Origin of the sequence: Pseudomonas sp. NPDC090755 (assembly GCF_044769005.1) — a bacterium.
GTDB lineage: Bacteria > Pseudomonadota > Gammaproteobacteria > Pseudomonadales > Pseudomonadaceae > Aquipseudomonas.
In genome coordinates this window covers 100,644-116,735 of the sequence record NZ_JBIVXC010000005.1, presented here as the reverse complement: position 1 = coordinate 116,735, position 16,092 = coordinate 100,644, and the positions used below count along the sequence as shown (strand labels likewise).

General features: G+C 64.2%; 12 protein-coding genes and 4 tRNA genes. 15 read left to right on the top strand and 1 reads right to left on the bottom strand.

Going from position 1 to position 16,092, the window contains the following annotated elements; translation table 11 throughout:
- Nucleotides 1-71 precede the first annotated feature (71 nt).
- The 14 genes from ACIQUS_RS10270 (at nt 72) to ACIQUS_RS10205 (ending at nt 13,337) form a co-directional block, all read left to right on the top strand.
- Nucleotides 72-2,783: a FimV/HubP family polar landmark protein gene (locus tag ACIQUS_RS10270; protein ID WP_403046327.1), complete on the top strand. Its 2,712-nt coding sequence runs from the start codon at nt 72-74 to the stop codon at nt 2,781-2,783.
- A 90-nt stretch (nt 2,784-2,873) separates the two neighbouring features.
- Complete coding sequence (gene truA, locus ACIQUS_RS10265; RefSeq protein WP_403046324.1) at nt 2,874-3,749, top strand: tRNA pseudouridine(38-40) synthase TruA; 876 nt, start codon at nt 2,874-2,876, stop codon at nt 3,747-3,749.
- A gap of 38 nt (nt 3,750-3,787) precedes the next feature.
- On the top strand, nt 3,788-4,408 hold the full coding sequence (locus ACIQUS_RS10260) for a phosphoribosylanthranilate isomerase (protein ID WP_403046322.1): 621 nt from the start codon (nt 3,788-3,790) through the stop codon (nt 4,406-4,408).
- 292 nt (nt 4,409-4,700) lie between these two features.
- Nucleotides 4,701-5,621, top strand: coding sequence for an acetyl-CoA carboxylase, carboxyltransferase subunit beta (gene accD, locus ACIQUS_RS10255; RefSeq protein WP_403046319.1), 921 nt, complete (start codon nt 4,701-4,703; stop codon nt 5,619-5,621).
- Entirely contained in the window at nt 5,618-6,925 is a 1,308-nt protein-coding gene (folC, locus tag ACIQUS_RS10250) for a bifunctional tetrahydrofolate synthase/dihydrofolate synthase (RefSeq protein ID WP_403046316.1), read from the top strand. Before accD ends, folC begins: the two co-directional genes overlap by 4 nt.
- The gene (locus ACIQUS_RS10245; RefSeq protein WP_403046314.1) at nt 6,909-7,601 is read left to right on the top strand and encodes an SPOR domain-containing protein; all 693 of its coding nucleotides are present in this window, start codon (nt 6,909-6,911) and stop codon (nt 7,599-7,601) included. Before folC ends, ACIQUS_RS10245 begins: the two co-directional genes overlap by 17 nt.
- 99 nt (nt 7,602-7,700) lie before the next feature.
- Nucleotides 7,701-8,255 (top strand): CvpA family protein, encoded by a 555-nt coding sequence (locus tag ACIQUS_RS10240; protein WP_403046311.1) that lies wholly within the window; start codon nt 7,701-7,703, stop codon nt 8,253-8,255.
- Between the two features lie 41 nt (nt 8,256-8,296).
- The gene (gene purF / locus ACIQUS_RS10235; protein ID WP_403046309.1) at nt 8,297-9,802 is read left to right on the top strand and encodes an amidophosphoribosyltransferase; all 1,506 of its coding nucleotides are present in this window, start codon (nt 8,297-8,299) and stop codon (nt 9,800-9,802) included.
- A 15-nt stretch (nt 9,803-9,817) separates the two neighbouring features.
- Nucleotides 9,818-11,029: an O-succinylhomoserine sulfhydrylase gene (locus tag ACIQUS_RS10230; protein WP_403046306.1), complete on the top strand. Its 1,212-nt coding sequence runs from the start codon at nt 9,818-9,820 to the stop codon at nt 11,027-11,029.
- Nucleotides 11,030-11,040: 11 nt separating this feature from the next.
- Nucleotides 11,041-11,799 carry an SDR family oxidoreductase gene (locus tag ACIQUS_RS10225; protein ID WP_403046797.1) on the top strand — a complete coding sequence of 253 codons (759 nt, stop codon included), beginning with the start codon at nt 11,041-11,043 and terminating at the stop codon, nt 11,797-11,799.
- Between the two features lie 956 nt (nt 11,800-12,755).
- Nucleotides 12,756-12,831: transfer RNA gene (locus ACIQUS_RS10220), tRNA-Val, on the top strand.
- A gap of 77 nt (nt 12,832-12,908) precedes the next feature.
- A tRNA-Asp gene (locus ACIQUS_RS10215) sits at nt 12,909-12,985 on the top strand.
- A gap of 98 nt (nt 12,986-13,083) precedes the next feature.
- Nucleotides 13,084-13,160 (top strand) — tRNA-Asp (locus tag ACIQUS_RS10210).
- 100 nt (nt 13,161-13,260) lie between these two features.
- Nucleotides 13,261-13,337, top strand: a tRNA-Asp gene (locus tag ACIQUS_RS10205).
- Nucleotides 13,338-13,399: 62 nt separating this feature from the next.
- Here ACIQUS_RS10205 and ACIQUS_RS10200 read toward each other — a convergent pair.
- Complete coding sequence (locus tag ACIQUS_RS10200; protein ID WP_403046303.1) at nt 13,400-14,953, bottom strand: methyl-accepting chemotaxis protein; 1,554 nt, start codon at nt 14,951-14,953, stop codon at nt 13,400-13,402.
- 269 nt (nt 14,954-15,222) lie between these two features.
- Here ACIQUS_RS10200 and ACIQUS_RS10195 point away from each other — a divergent pair, with 269 nt between their 5' ends.
- Complete coding sequence (locus ACIQUS_RS10195) at nt 15,223-16,077, top strand: DUF2242 domain-containing protein (protein ID WP_403046301.1); 855 nt, start codon at nt 15,223-15,225, stop codon at nt 16,075-16,077.
- Nucleotides 16,078-16,092 lie beyond the last annotated feature (15 nt).

Genomic DNA, 16,092 nt, shown 5'->3' with positions numbered 1-16,092 from the left:
AAGATACTTGCCGATAATTTTTACCGGCTGATTCTCGGTTGCCGGGGACGGTTTTTTCAAAGGAAGAGGTCATGCTTCGAATTCGCAAACTGGTCTTAGCAATAGCCGCGGCGTCGGCGCTGTCGTCCGGTATGGCGCATGCCCTGGGCCTTGGAGAGCTGACTCTCAAGTCGGCGCAGAACCAGCCACTGGATGCCGAGATCGAGCTGCTCGATGTGCGCGATCTCACAGCGGCGGAGATGGCCCCCAGCCTTGCGCCGCAGGAAGAGTTCGTCAAGGCCGGGATCCAGCGTCCGGACTACCTCAATGACCTGACCTTCACGCCGGTGATCAATCCCAACGGCAAGAGCGTGTTGCGGGTGACCTCGAGCCAGCCGTTGCCGGCGACCATGGTCAAGTTCGTGGTCCAGGTGATGTGGCCGAGCGGGCGCCTGTTGCGCGACTACAGTGTGCTGGTCAACCAGGCCGGGCTGCCGGGTGCCAAGCCTGAATCGGCGATCAGCCCGGCGGTCACTGCGTCGGCCAACTACACCACGGTACGCCGTGACACCTTGTGGGAGATCGCTTCCCGGGTGCGTCAGGGTGGCTCGGTGCAGCAAACCATGATGGCCATCCAGGCCCTGAACCCCGATGCCTTCATCAACGGCAACATCAACCAGCTGAAAACCGGCCAGGTCCTGCGCCTGCCCGACCAGCAACAGATCATGAGCATTCCCCAGGGGCAGGCGGTCGCCGAAGTCGCCGAGCATTATGCCGCCTGGCGTGAAGGCCGGCGCCTGGGCCCGCGCGCGCGGCAGCTGGACGCCACCCGTCGCACCGCCGCCGAAGCCGCTCCGGCGCAGATCGCCAACCAGGACAACCTGCGCCTGGTCACCCCGGGTGGCAAGGCGGTCTCGGGTAATGGCAAGGCGGTCAGTGACAAGCTCGCCGTTGCCCAGGAAAGCCTCGACACCAGCCGGCGCGACAATGCCGAGCTGAAAGGCCGCATGACCGACCTGCAGAGCCAGCTGGACAAGCTGGAGCGCCTGATTGCCCTGAAAAACGATCAGCTGGCCAGGCTGGAGGCCCAGGGCGCTGCGGGCGAGGTCCCGGCTGCCGAAGGTGCAGAAGAGCCGCCGGCCATTTCCGCCGAGCTGCAACCAGCACCTGGCGAACCTGAGGCCACGCCAGCACCGGCGGCCGTCGACACCGCGCCGGTCGACAGCAGCGCACCAGCGGTCGAAGACGCTGCACCTGGCAGCTCCAGCAAGGTGCTCGACGAGCTGCTCGGCAATCCGCTGTTGCTGGCGCTGATCGCCGGTTCCGCCTTGCTGGTGCTGCTCCTGCTGCTGTTGCTGCTGGCGCGCAAGCGCAAGGCTGACCAGGAAGCGGAAAAACACCTGCGCATGGCCCGTGCCCTGGCCGAAGAAAGCGAGCGTGGCCCGGACCTGGATCTGCCACTTGGCAGCTTCGAGGGCCTGGACGTGCCGCAGCCGAGCGTGACCCTGGCACCGGCTGTCGTCGCCGCTTCGGCTGCGGCTGCCCGTGCTGCCGAGGCACCGGCCAGCACACCCGTGACGGCAAACGTGGTGGAGCCGGCACCCGCCCGGCCACAGCCGATGGCTGCACCGCTGGTGGCGCCGGCCGCCGAGCCGGCACCCGTGCCAAGTGGTGATGCGTTGCTCGACGAAGTGGACCTGAGCATTGTCCGTGGCCGTCTCAACCATGCCGCCGACCTGCTCGAACCTGCCGTGGCCGCCGAACCTGGCCGCAGTGAGCTGCGCTTGAAGCTGATGGAAGTCTATGCCCGCCAGGGTGATCGGGACGCCTTCGTTGGTCACGAGCGCCAGTTGATCGCAAACGGCAAGAACCATGCCGATGTCGAGGCCCTCAAGGGTCGCTTCCCGGCCATGCTCGCCGTGGCGGCGGCCGGTGGTCTCGGTGCTGCGGCGCTGGCTGCTGAAATGGATGCCCAGTACGTCAAGGAGCTGTTGCAGGATGAGCCGCAGGTGCAGCCGGAACCAGAGCCTGTCGCCGAACCTGAGCCTGCGGTCGTGGCGCAACCGGTGGTCGAGCCGCAGCCAGCGGTCGAGGAGGACCTGGACAGCGCATTCGACCTGAGCCTGGATGACGATCTGCAAGGTCTGGAGCTGGAAGAACCGCCTTTGCTCGACGACGCCGCGCTTGAGGCCGAGCTGGATGCTTCGCTGCAAGCCGCACCACTGGTTGAGGCCCCGACGCTCGAACCCGAGCCGCAGGCGCCGGTTGAGGCCGCGGTAGAGCCAGCGCCGATCGTGCTCGATGACCTGGCTGACTTTGACCTCGACGTTGCTGGTGAGCAGCCGGCGCCCGCAGCGGCTGGCGAGCCTGTGGATATCGCTGCCGAACTGGCCGCCTTTGACGAGACCATGCCGGAGTTCGACCCGCTGAGCGAGCTGGATCTGCCGGAAGACTTCGACCTGTCGTTGTCGCTGGAGGATGACTCGGACGCGGCCAAACACTTCACTTCCGAGCTCGAGGACGTCAACGCCGAACTCGACAAGTTGTCCCAGAGCCTGGAGCAGCCCTCGATCGAGCCCCACTTTACCGCCGAAGACGCCGCCATGAGCGATGACCTGGGTGATGACCTGGAGTTCGACTACCTGGGCGGCGCCGACGAGGCTGCGACCAAGCTCGACCTGGCCCGCGCCTACATCGACATGGGCGACCATGAAGGTGCCCGCGACATTCTTGACGAAGTGTGCAAGGAGGGCAGCGATGCCCAGCGCCAGGAAGCCGAAGAGATGCTGTCGCGTCTGGTCTGAGTCCTGCCCTTGTAGGTCCGACGGCAGCCCAAGTGGCTGCCGTTGTCGTTATAATTCCCGCCATCTGCTAAATCGACAGGCTGCATTTTCTTGGAAAACATTGATAACAAGGCGACCGAATCGGCACCCGAAGGCTTCTTCCGTATCGCCCTGGGCGTTGAATACAAGGGTTCCCGCTACCGTGGCTGGCAGCGTCAGGCCACCAGCGTGCCCAGTGTCCAGCAAACCCTGGAAGAGGCCCTGTCCACGGTCGCCGACTCGCCGGTCGTGCTGCACTGCGCCGGGCGCACCGATGCCGGTGTGCATGCCTGTGGTCAGGTGGTGCATTTCGACACCCGCGCCGTGCGCAGCATGAAAGGCTGGACCATGGGCGCCAATATCAATCTGCCCCACGACATCAGCGTGGCCTGGGCCCAGGAGATGCCGGCGCATTTTCATGCCCGCTTCAAGGCGGTCGCCCGGCGCTACCGCTATGTGATCTACAACGACCAGATCCGCCCGGCGCACCTGGGCCAGGAAGTCACCTGGAACCACCGGCCGCTGGATGTCGAGCGCATGGCCCTGGCCGCCGAGTACCTGCTCGGCGTCCATGATTTCAGCGCGTTTCGCGCCGGCCAGTGCCAGGCCAAGTCGCCGGTCAAGAACATTCATCACCTGCGGGTGACCCGCCACGGCAAGATGATTGTCATCGACATCCGTGCCAGTGCTTTCCTGCACCACATGGTGCGCAATATCGCCGGGGTGCTGATGATCATCGGTGCCGGCGAGCGTCCGGTGGAGTGGGCCCGGGAAGTGCTGGAGAGCCGCGATCGGCGCACCGGCGCGCCCACCGCCCATCCGTTCGGCCTGTATCTGGTGCAAGTCGAGTACCAGGACGAGTTCGTCCTGCCCCAGCGTTACATCGGCCCACACTTCCTTACCGGTTACGAGTCATTGGCGGCTGACGACCCGCAAGCCATTTGCTAACATCCGGGGCTTTCCAGATCAGCTGAGGTTCACAGGTCATGAGCGCCGTTCGCAGCAAAATCTGCGGTATTACCCGCATCGAAGATGCGCTGGCCGCAGCCGAGGCGGGCGCCGATGCCATTGGCCTGGTGTTCTATGCCAAGAGCCCGCGGGCCGTCGATGTCCGCCAGGCGCGGGAAATCGTCCGGGCGCTGCCGCCGTTCGTGACCACCGTCGGCCTGTTCGTCAACGCCAGTCGCTGCGAACTCAATGAAATCCTCGAGGTCGTACCGCTGGACCTGTTGCAGTTCCACGGCGATGAAACCCCGGCCGACTGCGAAGGCTACCACCGGCCCTGGATCAAGGCCCTGCGGGTACGCCCCGGGGATGACCTGGAGGCTGCCTGCACGCTGTACAGCGGTGCCCGCGGTATCCTGCTCGACACCTATGTGGCCGGCGTGCCGGGCGGCACCGGCGAGGCCTTCGACTGGTCGCTGGTGCCCGAGAAGCTGAGCAAGCCGATCATCCTCGCCGGTGGCCTGTCGGCAGACAACGTCGCCGCCGCCATTGCCCAGGTCCGCCCCTATGCGGTGGATGTCAGTGGTGGGGTGGAGCAGGCCAAGGGCATCAAGGACGCCGCTCGGATCGAGGCCTTCATCAAGGCGGTGAAGCAGGCGTGATGATGTCTGCTGTTGCCGATGTGACGGCTGGCCGCGCGCCATCGTCCATAGCTTTCGCAGCCCGTTGCTGCCGGATCGCGCCCATGGGTCGATCAAAATTGCCGGGCGAAATTACCGGGCGATGCCAGTGGCGTCGCCCATACAGGTTGACGATGAAGCGGTATCGGGGTGACTCGCTACAGGCCAGGCGCCGGAGCCGGTTCATCATCGCGACATACACGTATTGAGCTCAAGGGCATACGCGTGAGCTGGCAGCCGAGCCTGCCGGTCACCGTTACTGGAGAAAGAAAGCATGAGCAACTGGTTAGTAGACAAACTGATCCCTTCGATCATGCGTTCCGAGGTGAAGAAGAGCTCGGTACCCGAAGGACTGTGGCACAAGTGCCCGTCCTGCGAGGCCGTGCTGTATCGTCCGGAGCTGGAAAAGACCCTCGACGTCTGCCCCAAGTGCAACCACCACATGCGCATCGGCGCACGTGCACGCATCGACATCTTCCTCGACGCCGAAGGCCGTGCCGAGCTGGGTGCCGACCTGGAGCCGGTCGACCGCCTGAAGTTCCGCGATGGCAAGAAGTACAAGGACCGCCTGGCCGGCGCGCAGAAGCAGACCGGTGAAAAAGACGCCCTGATTTCCATGAGCGGTACCCTGCTGGGCATGCCGGTGGTGGTCAGCGCCTTCGAATTCTCCTTCATGGGTGGTTCGATGGGTGCCATCGTCGGCGAGCGCTTCGTCCGCGCCGCCAACTACGCCCTGGAGAACCGCTGCCCGATGGTCTGCTTCTCGGCCTCCGGCGGTGCGCGCATGCAGGAAGCGCTGATCTCGCTGATGCAGATGGCCAAGACCTCGGCCGTGCTGGCGCGCCTGCGCGAAGAAGGCATTCCGTTCATCTCGGTGCTGACCGATCCGGTCTACGGTGGCGTTTCCGCGAGCCTTGCGATGCTCGGCGACGTCATCGTCGGTGAGCCAAAAGCCCTGATCGGCTTTGCCGGTCCGCGCGTGATCGAGCAGACCGTACGGGAAAAACTGCCTGAAGGCTTCCAGCGCAGCGAGTTCCTCCTGGAGCACGGTGCCATCGACATGATCATCCCGCGCCAGGAAATGCGTCAGCGCCTGGGCAACCTGCTGGCCCAGATGATGGGTCTGCCGACGCCGAAGTTCGTCGCCCCCGTGGTCGAGCCGATCGTCGTTCCGCCGGCGCCTGCCACCGTATGACCCAACGTACCCTTGGCGACTGGCTCGCCTATCTCGAGCAGTTGCATCCCTCGGCCATCGACATGGGCCTGGCGCGTTCGCAACAGGTTGCGGCCAGGCTCGGGCTGGACAAGCCGGCGCCACGGGTAATCACCGTGACCGGCACCAACGGCAAGGGCTCCACCTGTGCCTTCGTGGCTGCGTTGCTGCGCGCCCAGGGCCTCAAGGTCGGGGTCTACAGCTCGCCGCACCTGCTGCGTTACAACGAGCGGGTGCAGATCGACGGCGAAGAAGCGGCCGATCAGCAGCTGTGCGACGCCTTCGCTGCTGTCGAGGCGGCCCGTGGCGACGTCTCCCTGACCTATTTCGAAGCCGGCACCCTGGCGGCGTTCTGGCTGTTCAAGCAGTCGGCACTGGATGCCGTGGTGCTCGAAGTCGGCCTGGGCGGTCGCCTGGACACGGTCAATATCGTCGATGCCGACCTGGCGCTGGTCACCAGCATCGGTGTCGATCATGCCGACTACCTGGGCAATACCCGTGAGTCGGTGGCCTTTGAAAAGGCCGGAATCTTCCGTCAGGGCAAACCGGCGCTGTGCGGCGACCTCAACCCGCCGCAGCCGCTGTTGGACAAGGCTCGCGAGCTGGGTTGCCCGTTCTTCCTGCGTGGGCGTGATTTCGACCTGGCCAGCACCGACCGCTACTGGCAGTGGCGGGGTGTCGACCGCCGCGGACAGGTGGTCGAACTGCACGACCTGCCGCTGCTCGACCTGCCCATGGAAAACGCAGCCCTGGCGCTGCAGGCCTACCTGCTGATGGACCTGCCCTGGGAGGCCGGGCAGATCGCCGCGGCGCTGCAGGGCACGCGGATGGTCGGTCGCCTGGATCGTCGCACCTTTCACTGGCAGGGCAAGGCCCTGACTATCCTCATGGATGTCGGCCACAACCCTCATGCTGCCGAGTACCTGGCTCACCGCCTGGCTGCACGGCCGGTGAAGGGCAAACGCCTGGCGGTGTTCGGCCTGCTGGCCGACAAGGACCTGGACGGCGTGGTGCAGCCCCTGCAGGCGCTGGTCGAACGCTGGGCGGTCGCACCGCTGGATACGGCCCGCAGCCGTCCGGCGGCCGAGCTTGAAGCGGTGCTGGCGAACCTGGGCGCGGATGTGAAATCCTGCTCCAGCGTCGCACAGGCCCTGGAGGCTCAGTGTGCGCTGGCGACGGCGGATGATGAAATCCTGCTGTTCGGATCGTTTTTCTGTGTCGGCGAAGCCCTGCAGTGGCTTCACCGGCAGGCCACGGAGGAGGGCGCAAATGGCTTTGCTGGATAAGGTGGTCAAGCAACGCATGGTCGGTGCGCTGGTGCTGGTGGCACTGGCGGTGATCTTCCTGCCGATGCTGTTTTCCCGCGAAGACGAGATGCGCCAGGTGCGTGTCGAGGCGCCCGAGGCACCGGCTGCACCGCAGATGCCTCAGGTTCAGGTCGAGCCGGTGGCGGTGCCCGAGCCCCAGGTGCTGCCTGAGGAGCAGCCGGTGATCGTCGAGCAGTCGACGGCACCGGCCCAGGCACCGAGCGCGCCAATCGCCCCGATTGCACCTGCGCCCGCTGCAATTCCGGCTCCAGCCCCTGCGCCGGCGCCGGCGGTGGCCGCCAAGCCGGTTACACCACCGCCTGCGGCCAAGCCGGAGGTCAAGGTGGAGGCCAAGCCGGCCGCCACCGTAGTCAGCGCGGCCAAGCCCGCGCCAGGCAAGATCGACGCCAATGGGCTGCCGGTCAGTTGGTCGATTCAACTGGCCAGCCTGTCCAACCGGGCCGGTGCCGACAGCCTGCAGAAAACCTTGCGCAGCCAGGGCTACAACGCCTATATCCGCTCTGCCGGCGGCATGAACCGGGTGTATGTGGGGCCTGTGATCGAGCGCGCCGAGGCCGAGCGCCTGCGTGATGTCATCAGCCGCCAGCAGAAGCTGAACGGCATTATCGTGCGCTTCCAGCCCGAGCGCAGCTGATTGCTCGTCGCCCGGCCTGTGCCGGGCGGCAAATCACGGCTTACCGACAGCCCGCCGCTCTGGTAAAATGCGCCGCCTTATCCGTTTGCAGGCAACACTGTGGCTTTTACCTGGGTCGACTGGGCGATTCTCGCGATCATCGCCATTTCTTCGCTGATCAGTCTCAAGCGCGGCTTCGTCAAAGAGGCCTTGTCGCTGCTTACCTGGATCATTGCCGGTGCCGTTGCCTGGATGTTCGGTGGCTCGCTGTCGCAGTACCTGGAACCTTATATCCAGACGCCTTCGGCCCGGGTCATCGGCGGTTGCGCCATTCTTTTCGTCGCCACCCTGCTGGTGGGGGCCATGATCAACTTTCTTATCGGCGAGCTGATTCGCGTCACCGGGCTTTCCGGGACCGATCGCTTCCTGGGCATGGCCTTCGGCGCCGCCCGTGGTGGCTTGCTGGTGACCGTGGCCGTCGGGCTGTTGAGCCTGGGGCCGGTACAACAGGACCCGTGGTGGCAGGAGTCTCGCCTGCTGCCACAATTTCTATTGGTGGCTGACTGGTCGAAAAACCTCATCCTGGGGTTCTCCAGTCAGTGGCTAGCCAGCGGGATCACCGCACCGGTTGATATCCCGTTCAAGGATCAGTTGCTCGGGCCCAAAACGCCTTGAGCGCTGTTCAGTCCAGTTTCATTAAGTAGGGGTTGCGTCGCATGTGTGGCATCGTCGGTATCGTCGGTAAGTCGAACGTCAATCAGGCGCTGTATGACGCGCTAACCGTCCTCCAGCACCGCGGCCAGGACGCTGCCGGTATTGTGACCAGCCATGATGGCCGGTTATTCCTGCGCAAGGACAACGGCCTGGTCCGTGATGTGTTCCAGCAGCGCCATATGCAGCGCCTGGTAGGCCACATGGGCATCGGCCACGTGCGCTACCCGACTGCGGGCAGCTCGACCTCGGCCGAGGCCCAGCCGTTCTACGTCAACTCGCCGTACGGCATCACCCTGGCGCACAACGGCAACCTGACCAACGTCGAACAGTTGGCCAAGGAGATCTACGAGTCCGACCTGCGCCACGTCAACACCAGCTCCGACTCCGAAGTGCTGCTCAACGTCTTCGCCCATGAGCTGGCGGTGCGTGGCAAGCTGCAGCCGACCGAGGAAGACGTGTTCGCCGCGGTCACCGACGTGCACAACCGCTGCGTCGGTGGTTATGCCGTGGTGGCGATGATCACCGGTTACGGCATCGTCGGTTTCCGTGACCCCAACGGCATCCGCCCGATCGTCTTCGGCCAGCGTCACACCGACGAAGGCGTGGAGTACATGATCGCTTCCGAGAGCGTGTCCCTGGACGTGCTCGGCTTCACCCTGATCCGCGACCTGGCCCCGGGCGAAGCGGTGTACATCACCGAGGAAGGCAAGCTGCACACCCGTCAGTGCGCGACCAACCCGCAACTGACCCCGTGCATCTTCGAACACGTCTACCTGGCCCGTCCCGACTCGATCATCGACGGCGTTTCGGTGTACAAGGCGCGCCTGCGCATGGGCGAGAAGCTGGCCGAGAAGATCCAGCGCGAGCGTCCGGACCACGACATCGACGTGGTCATCCCGATTCCCGACACCAGCCGTACCGCCGCCCTGGAGCTGGCCAACCACCTGGGCGTCAAGTTCCGCGAAGGTTTCGTCAAGAACCGCTACATCGGTCGTACCTTCATCATGCCCGGCCAGGCCGCGCGCAAGAAGTCCGTACGCCAGAAGCTCAACGCCATCGAACTGGAATTCCGCGGCAAGAACGTGATGCTGGTGGACGACTCCATCGTGCGCGGCACCACCTGCAAGCAGATCATCCAGATGGCCCGCGAAGCCGGCGCCAAGAACGTCTACTTCTGCTCGGCAGCCCCGGCGGTACGCTTCCCCAACGTCTACGGCATCGACATGCCGAGCGCCCATGAACTGATCGCCCACAACCGCAGCACCGAAGACGTCGCCGAACTGATCGGCGCCGACTGGCTGGTCTACCAGGACCTGCCGGACCTGATCGAGGCGGTCGGCGGTGGCAAGATCAAGATCGAGCACTTCGATTGCGCGGTGTTCGACGGCAAGTACGTCACCGGCGACATCGACGAAGCCTACCTGAACAAGATCGAGCAGGCCCGCAACGACGCTTCCAAGGTCAAGAACCAGGCCGTCAGCGCGATCATCGACCTCTACAACAACTGAGTGAGGAGCAGCGGCATGACACAGGAATGGGATGCCGGGCGCCTGGACAGCGACCTCGAAGGGGTCGCTTTCGATACGCTGGCGGTACGCGCCGGCCAGCATCGCACGCCGGAAGGTGAGCACAGCGATCCGCTGTTCTTCACCTCCAGCTACGTGTTCCGTACAGCGGCCGATGCCGCTGCACGGTTCGCCGGCGAAGTGCCAGGCAACGTCTATTCGCGCTACACCAACCCGACCGTTCGCGGCTTCGAAGAGCGCATCGCCGCCCTGGAAGGCGCCGAGCAGGCGGTGGCCACATCCACCGGCATGTCGGCGATCCTCTCCACGGTAATGGCGCTGTGCAGCGCCGGTGACCACGTGCTGGTCTCCCAGAGCGTGTTCGGCTCGACCATCAGCCTGTTCGAGAAGTACTTCAAGCGCTTCGGCGTGCAGGTCGACTATGTGCCCCTGGCCGACCTGGCCGGTTGGGAGCAGGCGATCAAGGCCAACACCAAGCTGCTGTTCGTCGAGTCGCCGTCCAACCCGCTGGCCGAGCTTGTGGATATCAGTGCCCTGGCCGAGATCGCCCATGCCAAGGGCGCACAGCTGGTGGTCGACAACTGCTTCAGCACCCCGGCCCTGCAGCAGCCGCTGAAGCTGGGCGCCGACATCGTCGTGCATTCGGCAACCAAGTTCATCGACGGCCAGGGCCGTTGCATGGGTGGCGTGGTGGCCGGGCGTAGCGAGCAGATGAAGGAAGTAGTGGGTTTCCTGCGCACCGCAGGGCCGTCCCTGAGCCCGTTCAACGCCTGGATCTTCCTCAAGGGTCTGGAGACCCTCAACCTGCGCATGCGCGCCCACTGTGCCAACGCCCAGGCGCTGGCCGAGTGGCTGGAGCAGCAGGAGGGGATCGAAAAGGTTCACTACGCAGGCCTTGCCAGCCATCCGCAGCATGAACTGGCCAAGCGCCAGATGAGCGGCTTCGGCGCGGTGGTGAGCTTCGAGGTCAAGGGCGGCAAAGAGGGCGCCTGGCGCTTCATCGACGCCACCCGGTTGATCTCGATCACCGCCAACCTGGGCGACAGCAAGACCACCATCACCCATCCGGGTACCACCTCCCACGGCCGTCTGTCGCCTCAGGAGCGTGAGGCCGCCGGCATTCGCGACAGCCTGATCCGCGTGGCCGTGGGTCTGGAAGACGTCAACGACCTCAAGGCCGACCTGGCCCGCGGTCTGGCGGCGCTGTGATCGACTGGTCGGTGGACGACAGCAGCCATAACGGCCGCGTCGCCCTGGTCACCGGTGCAGCCCGGGGGATCGGCCTGGGCATTGCCGCCTGGCTGATCGCCGAGGGCTGGCAGGTGGTGCTCACCGACCTTGACCGTGTACGCGGTGCCAAGGCCGCCAAGGTGCTGGGTGACAACGCCTGGTTCATCGCCATGGACGTGGCCGATGAGGCCCAGGTCAAGACCGGGGTGGCCGAGGTGCTCGGCCAGTTCGGTCGTCTGGACGCGTTGGTGTGCAACGCGGCCATCGCCGATCCGCACAACACCACCCTGGAAACCCTGAGCCTTGCGTACTGGAACCGTGTGCTGGCGGTCAACCTCGGTGGTCCGATGCTGCTGGCCAAGCACTGTGCGCCGTATCTGCGCGCCCACGGCGGGGCCATCGTCAACCTGGCCTCGACCCGCGCCGCGCAGTCGGAGCCCGATACCGAGGCCTATGCGGCGAGCAAGGGTGGCCTTTTGGCGCTCACCCATGCCCTGGCCATGAGCCTGGGGCCGGAGATCCGCGTCAACGCCGTCAGTCCTGGCTGGATCGATGCCCGGGACCCGTCCCAGCGTCGCGCCGAGCCGTTGACCGAGTCCGATCATGCCCAGCATCCGGCGGGCAGGGTAGGGACGGTGGAAGACGTGGCGGCCATGGTTGCCTGGCTGTTGTCGCGCAATGCCGGCTTCGTTACCGGCCAGGAGTTCGTGGTCGACGGCGGCATGACCAAGAAGATGATCTACAAGTAACAGCGCTTTTTTTGGTTCTTCACGGAATTCCGGGGGGGTAGGGTCCTTGGGCTTGGGTGTTGAGGCTGCGAGATTATCCATTCCCTGCGGCGACGTTGCCGGCCCCTTCCGCCTTTACGGCGGCCAACTTTTTTCTTGGAAAAAGTTGGCAAAACCGCTTGCTCCTACATACGGCCCTACGCTGCGCTTCGGGTACCCTCGCTGCGGCGTCTTCCGGGGCCACGCGGCACTACGACTTGCTACGCAAGTCTACGGCTCGCGTTCTTCGGCTGCGCCGAAGGTGCTACGCACCGGCCCCTCCAGACACCTCCACTCGGCCTCCTGAAGTCGCAGATTGCGGCGTCTGAACCTGCGCGTATGAAGAGCAAAAGCAAAAGCAAAAGCCAGAGCAAAAGCCAGAGCAAAAGCCAGAGCAAAAGCCAGAGTAAAAGCCAGAGCAAAAGCGACAGCAAGTCGCTGTGTTCGCTTCGCGTGCGAAGCTTGTCTTGCGGTGGTGATTATCCACTGCACAATCGACTTTCGAAGATAAAGCCAGTTCAGGCGCCGCCCGTAACTTTGCGACTTCAGGAGGCTGAGTGGAGGTGTCTGTAGGGGCCGGTGCGTAGCACCTTCGGCGTAGCCGAAGAGCTCGAGCCGTAGACTTGGCGAAGCAAGTCGTAGGCCGCGTGGCCCCGGAAGACGCCGGAGCGAAGGGACCCGAAGCGCAGCGTAGGGCCGTATGTAGGAGCAGGCGGTTTTGCCAACTTTTTCCAAGAAAAAAGTTGGCCGCCGTAAGGGCGGAAGGGGCCGGCAGCGTCGCCGCAGGGAATGGATAAGCTCGCAGCTTCAACACCCAAACCCATACCCCCCGCAATTCCGTGAAGAACCTTTTTTTTGCCCTTTTTGAAAAAACTTCAACGGGGGTATTGACTTAGGTTCGATACCTGCGTAAATTTCGCCACCTCAGCGAAGCACACGGGTGATTAGCTCAGCCGGGAGAGCATCTGCCTTACAAGCAGAGGGTCGGCGGTTCGATCCCGTCATCACCCACCACTTCCTGAGATGTTCCTGGTTCGACATGTTCGCAAGAAGGTGTCACCTGAGAGGAACCGGACGATAGTCCACACTGCGCGGCGGTAGTTCAGTCGGTTAGAATACCGGCCTGTCACGCCGGGGGTCGCGGGTTCGAGTCCCGTCCGCCGCGCCATTTTTCTCCAGATCGGTCAATGACCGGTTTGAGGTCCGAAGGTACCGAAGCCTTCAGGCCAGATCCCAGTTTCAAGCAGGTGCAAGCCTGTGCGATACGCAGCGGTAGTTCAGTCGGTTAGAATACCGGCCTGTCACGCCGGGGGTCGCGGGTTCGAGTCCCGTCCGCTGCGCCATCTTCGCTTCGAGGTCCCATGAACACCTCGATGCAGCAGATCAAGCGATCTCAAGGTCGCTTTTTTTGTGCCTGCCAGCAGGTGCAAGCCAGTACGACACGCAGCGGTAGTTCAGTCGGTTAGAATACCGGCCTGTCACGCCGGGGGTCGCGGGTTCGAGTCCCGTCCGCTGCGCCATATTGATGTAACAAAAAAAGCGACCCCAGGGTCGCTTTTTTTGTGCCGCACATTTTTCGCCGCTACACCCGAAAGCGTGCCACCAGTTGTTGCAGCTCACTGCCCAGGCGCGCCAGCTCCACGGAGGAGGCCGCCGTCTGCTGCGAGGCGCTCGATGACCGCTCGGCCACGTCACGAACACTCAGCACGCTGCGGTTGATCGCTTCGGCCACCGCGCTCTGTTGTTCGGCGGCGGTGGCAATCTGCAGGTTCATGCCCTGGATGGCGGTGACGGTCTGGGTGATCGCCTGCAGTTCGATACCCGCCTCATTGGCCAGTGCAACCGTGGTGCCGACCATCTGATGGCTGCTGTGCATCATGTCCGCAGCCTTCTGTGCGCCCTGCTGCAAGGAAACGATCAGCGCCTCGATCTGCGCCGTGGACTGCTGGGTGCGCTGGGCCAGCCCGCGAACCTCGTCGGCCACCACCGCGAAACCACGCCCGGCCTCGCCCGCCCGGGCGGCTTCGATGGCGGCGTTGAGCGCCAGCAGGTTGGTTTGCTCGGCAATGGCGTTGATCACGGTCATGACGCTGCTGATCCGTTCGCTTTCTTCTGACAGCTGAGTGACCGCGCTGGCGGAGTTACCGATGTCGTCGGCCAGTTGCCCGATCTGGGTCAGGGCCCGCTGCACCACCTGGTTGCCCTGGTTCGCCTGGCTGTTGGCCTGGCGAGTGGCCTCGCTGGCTTCTTCAGCGTTGCGCGCCACATCCTGCACGGTGGCGACCATCTCGCTCATCGCCGTGGCGACCTGGTCGGTTTCGACCTTCTGGCTGCTGATACCGGCGCTGGTCTGTTCGGTGATGGTTGATAGCGCCTGGGCGGCGGTGGACAACTGACGGGTGACATGCCCGGCCTGGCCCAGCATGTCGCGCAGGTTGTGACCGCTTTGCGCCAGGGCCTGGAGCAACTGGCCGAACTCGTCGCGGCGCGGCTCGCTGGCGGTGTCGGTCAGGTCGCCTTCACCGATACGCCGGGCGATCTCCACGGCGCGGCGCAAGGGCTGGGTGACCTGGTGGATGATCAGGGCGCTGATCAGTGCGCCCAGGACCAGGGCGCACGCCAGCAGGCCGAGCATCAATAGGCGGCTGTGCCTGGACTCCTCGGTGCTCTGGCGGTTCTGCAGGGTGATCAGGTTGTTGATCGCCTCCAGGCCCTTGTGCACCGTCTCCAGCAACTGGTCGTGGAGCCGAGCCTGCTCCGGGCTGCCGGCTGGCGCGGTCTGAAGTTGGCGAAACTGCTCCAGGTAACTGCCCAGGTCATCCCGGGTGGCCTTGAGCAACCGCTGGGAGTCGGTATCGGGCAGTTGCCCCAGGTTTTCTTCCAGCAGCTGGGTGGCCTGGAGATGCGCCTCGTTAAGCTGGCGGGTAAAGGTGGCCTCGCGGGTTTGCTCGTAGCTCAGTTGCGCGGCGCGCATTTCATTGAGGTTGTCGAGAATGTAGTTGACCGACACCAGGCGTTCGGCGCGCCGGGTCAGGGTGTCCAGGCTGTTGATGGCGGTGAGGGCGAGAAGCGCCATCAACACCAGAATGGGCGTAAAGCCCAGCAGCAGCTTGAGTTTGACGGAAAGGTTCTTCACCGCATTGACTCCTGTCGTCCTGTAGAATGATTGATGGCCACTTGCCAGCTTAGACGCTGGCGAGTCAGCGCAAAAGTCGAACATGTCTGATACGTGCGTGAGGCGTTTTCCTGGTAGTTGAGTACTTTTCGACCAGCGGTGTCGTCCCGTCAAACAAGGGGGTTTAAGGGGCTGTGAGTGAATTTTCCGTGGTGATTGCCCGGCTACGGTTCCAGAGATCCGCCGATGTGTTGCACAATAGGCACAGAACGTTTTACTCAGGATTTGCAATGTCAAAGTCGACCGTCTTCAGTGCGCTCGGGCTGGCCCTGGTGCTGGCGGGTGTTTCCGGCTGTTCTTCGAAGAAAGCTGCCATCTACGAACACGAGAATTTCGACGACTCGGGCACCTACTCGCGCAGTTTTCCGGTGAGCGAAGCGGGCACCTGTGAAGCGGCTCGTCGCGCCTTGCTCAGCCAGGGCTACATCATCACCAGCAGCGGTGCCGGCCAGGTCAGCGGCAACAAGAGTTTCCAGCAGACCGGCGAGTCGCACCTGCAGATCAGCTTCAGCGTGGTCTGTGCCCGTGACAGCGGTGACGAACTGCGTTCGACCATGTTCGCCAACGCTCTGCAGGACCGTTATGCGCTGAAAAAGTCCAATACCTCGGCCAGTGTCGGGGTAGGGGTGCTGGGCTCGCTGTCGATGCCGATCGGCTCCACCGACGATTCCATGGTCAAGGTGGCCAGCGAGACGGTGACCTCGGCCAAGTTCTATGAGCGCTATTTCGCCCTGGTCGAGAGCTTCCTGCCCAAGGAGCAGAAGCAAAAGAGCACAGCGCAAAAGCCTGTGGAAAAGCCGGCGCCGGAACTGGGCATACCTGAACCTGCGCCGGCCCCCCTGGCGCCGGTACCTGCCGAAGCGGCTGCCGAGCCAGCACCTGCTCCAGCGGTGAACGAGCCGGCTCCAGCCGCCGAGGCTGCGCCGGCCCCTGTGGTGGACGACAGCAATGGCTCAAGGCCGGTGCCTCCACCTGCCGAGGCCTCGCCGATCAATGCCGAGCAGCCCGCTGCGGCGCCGGCAGAGCCACAACCGACCGCCGCCCCGGCGGCACCTGTCGGCAATACGGACCAGGCGCCGCTGTAAGGGCGGAAAAACACG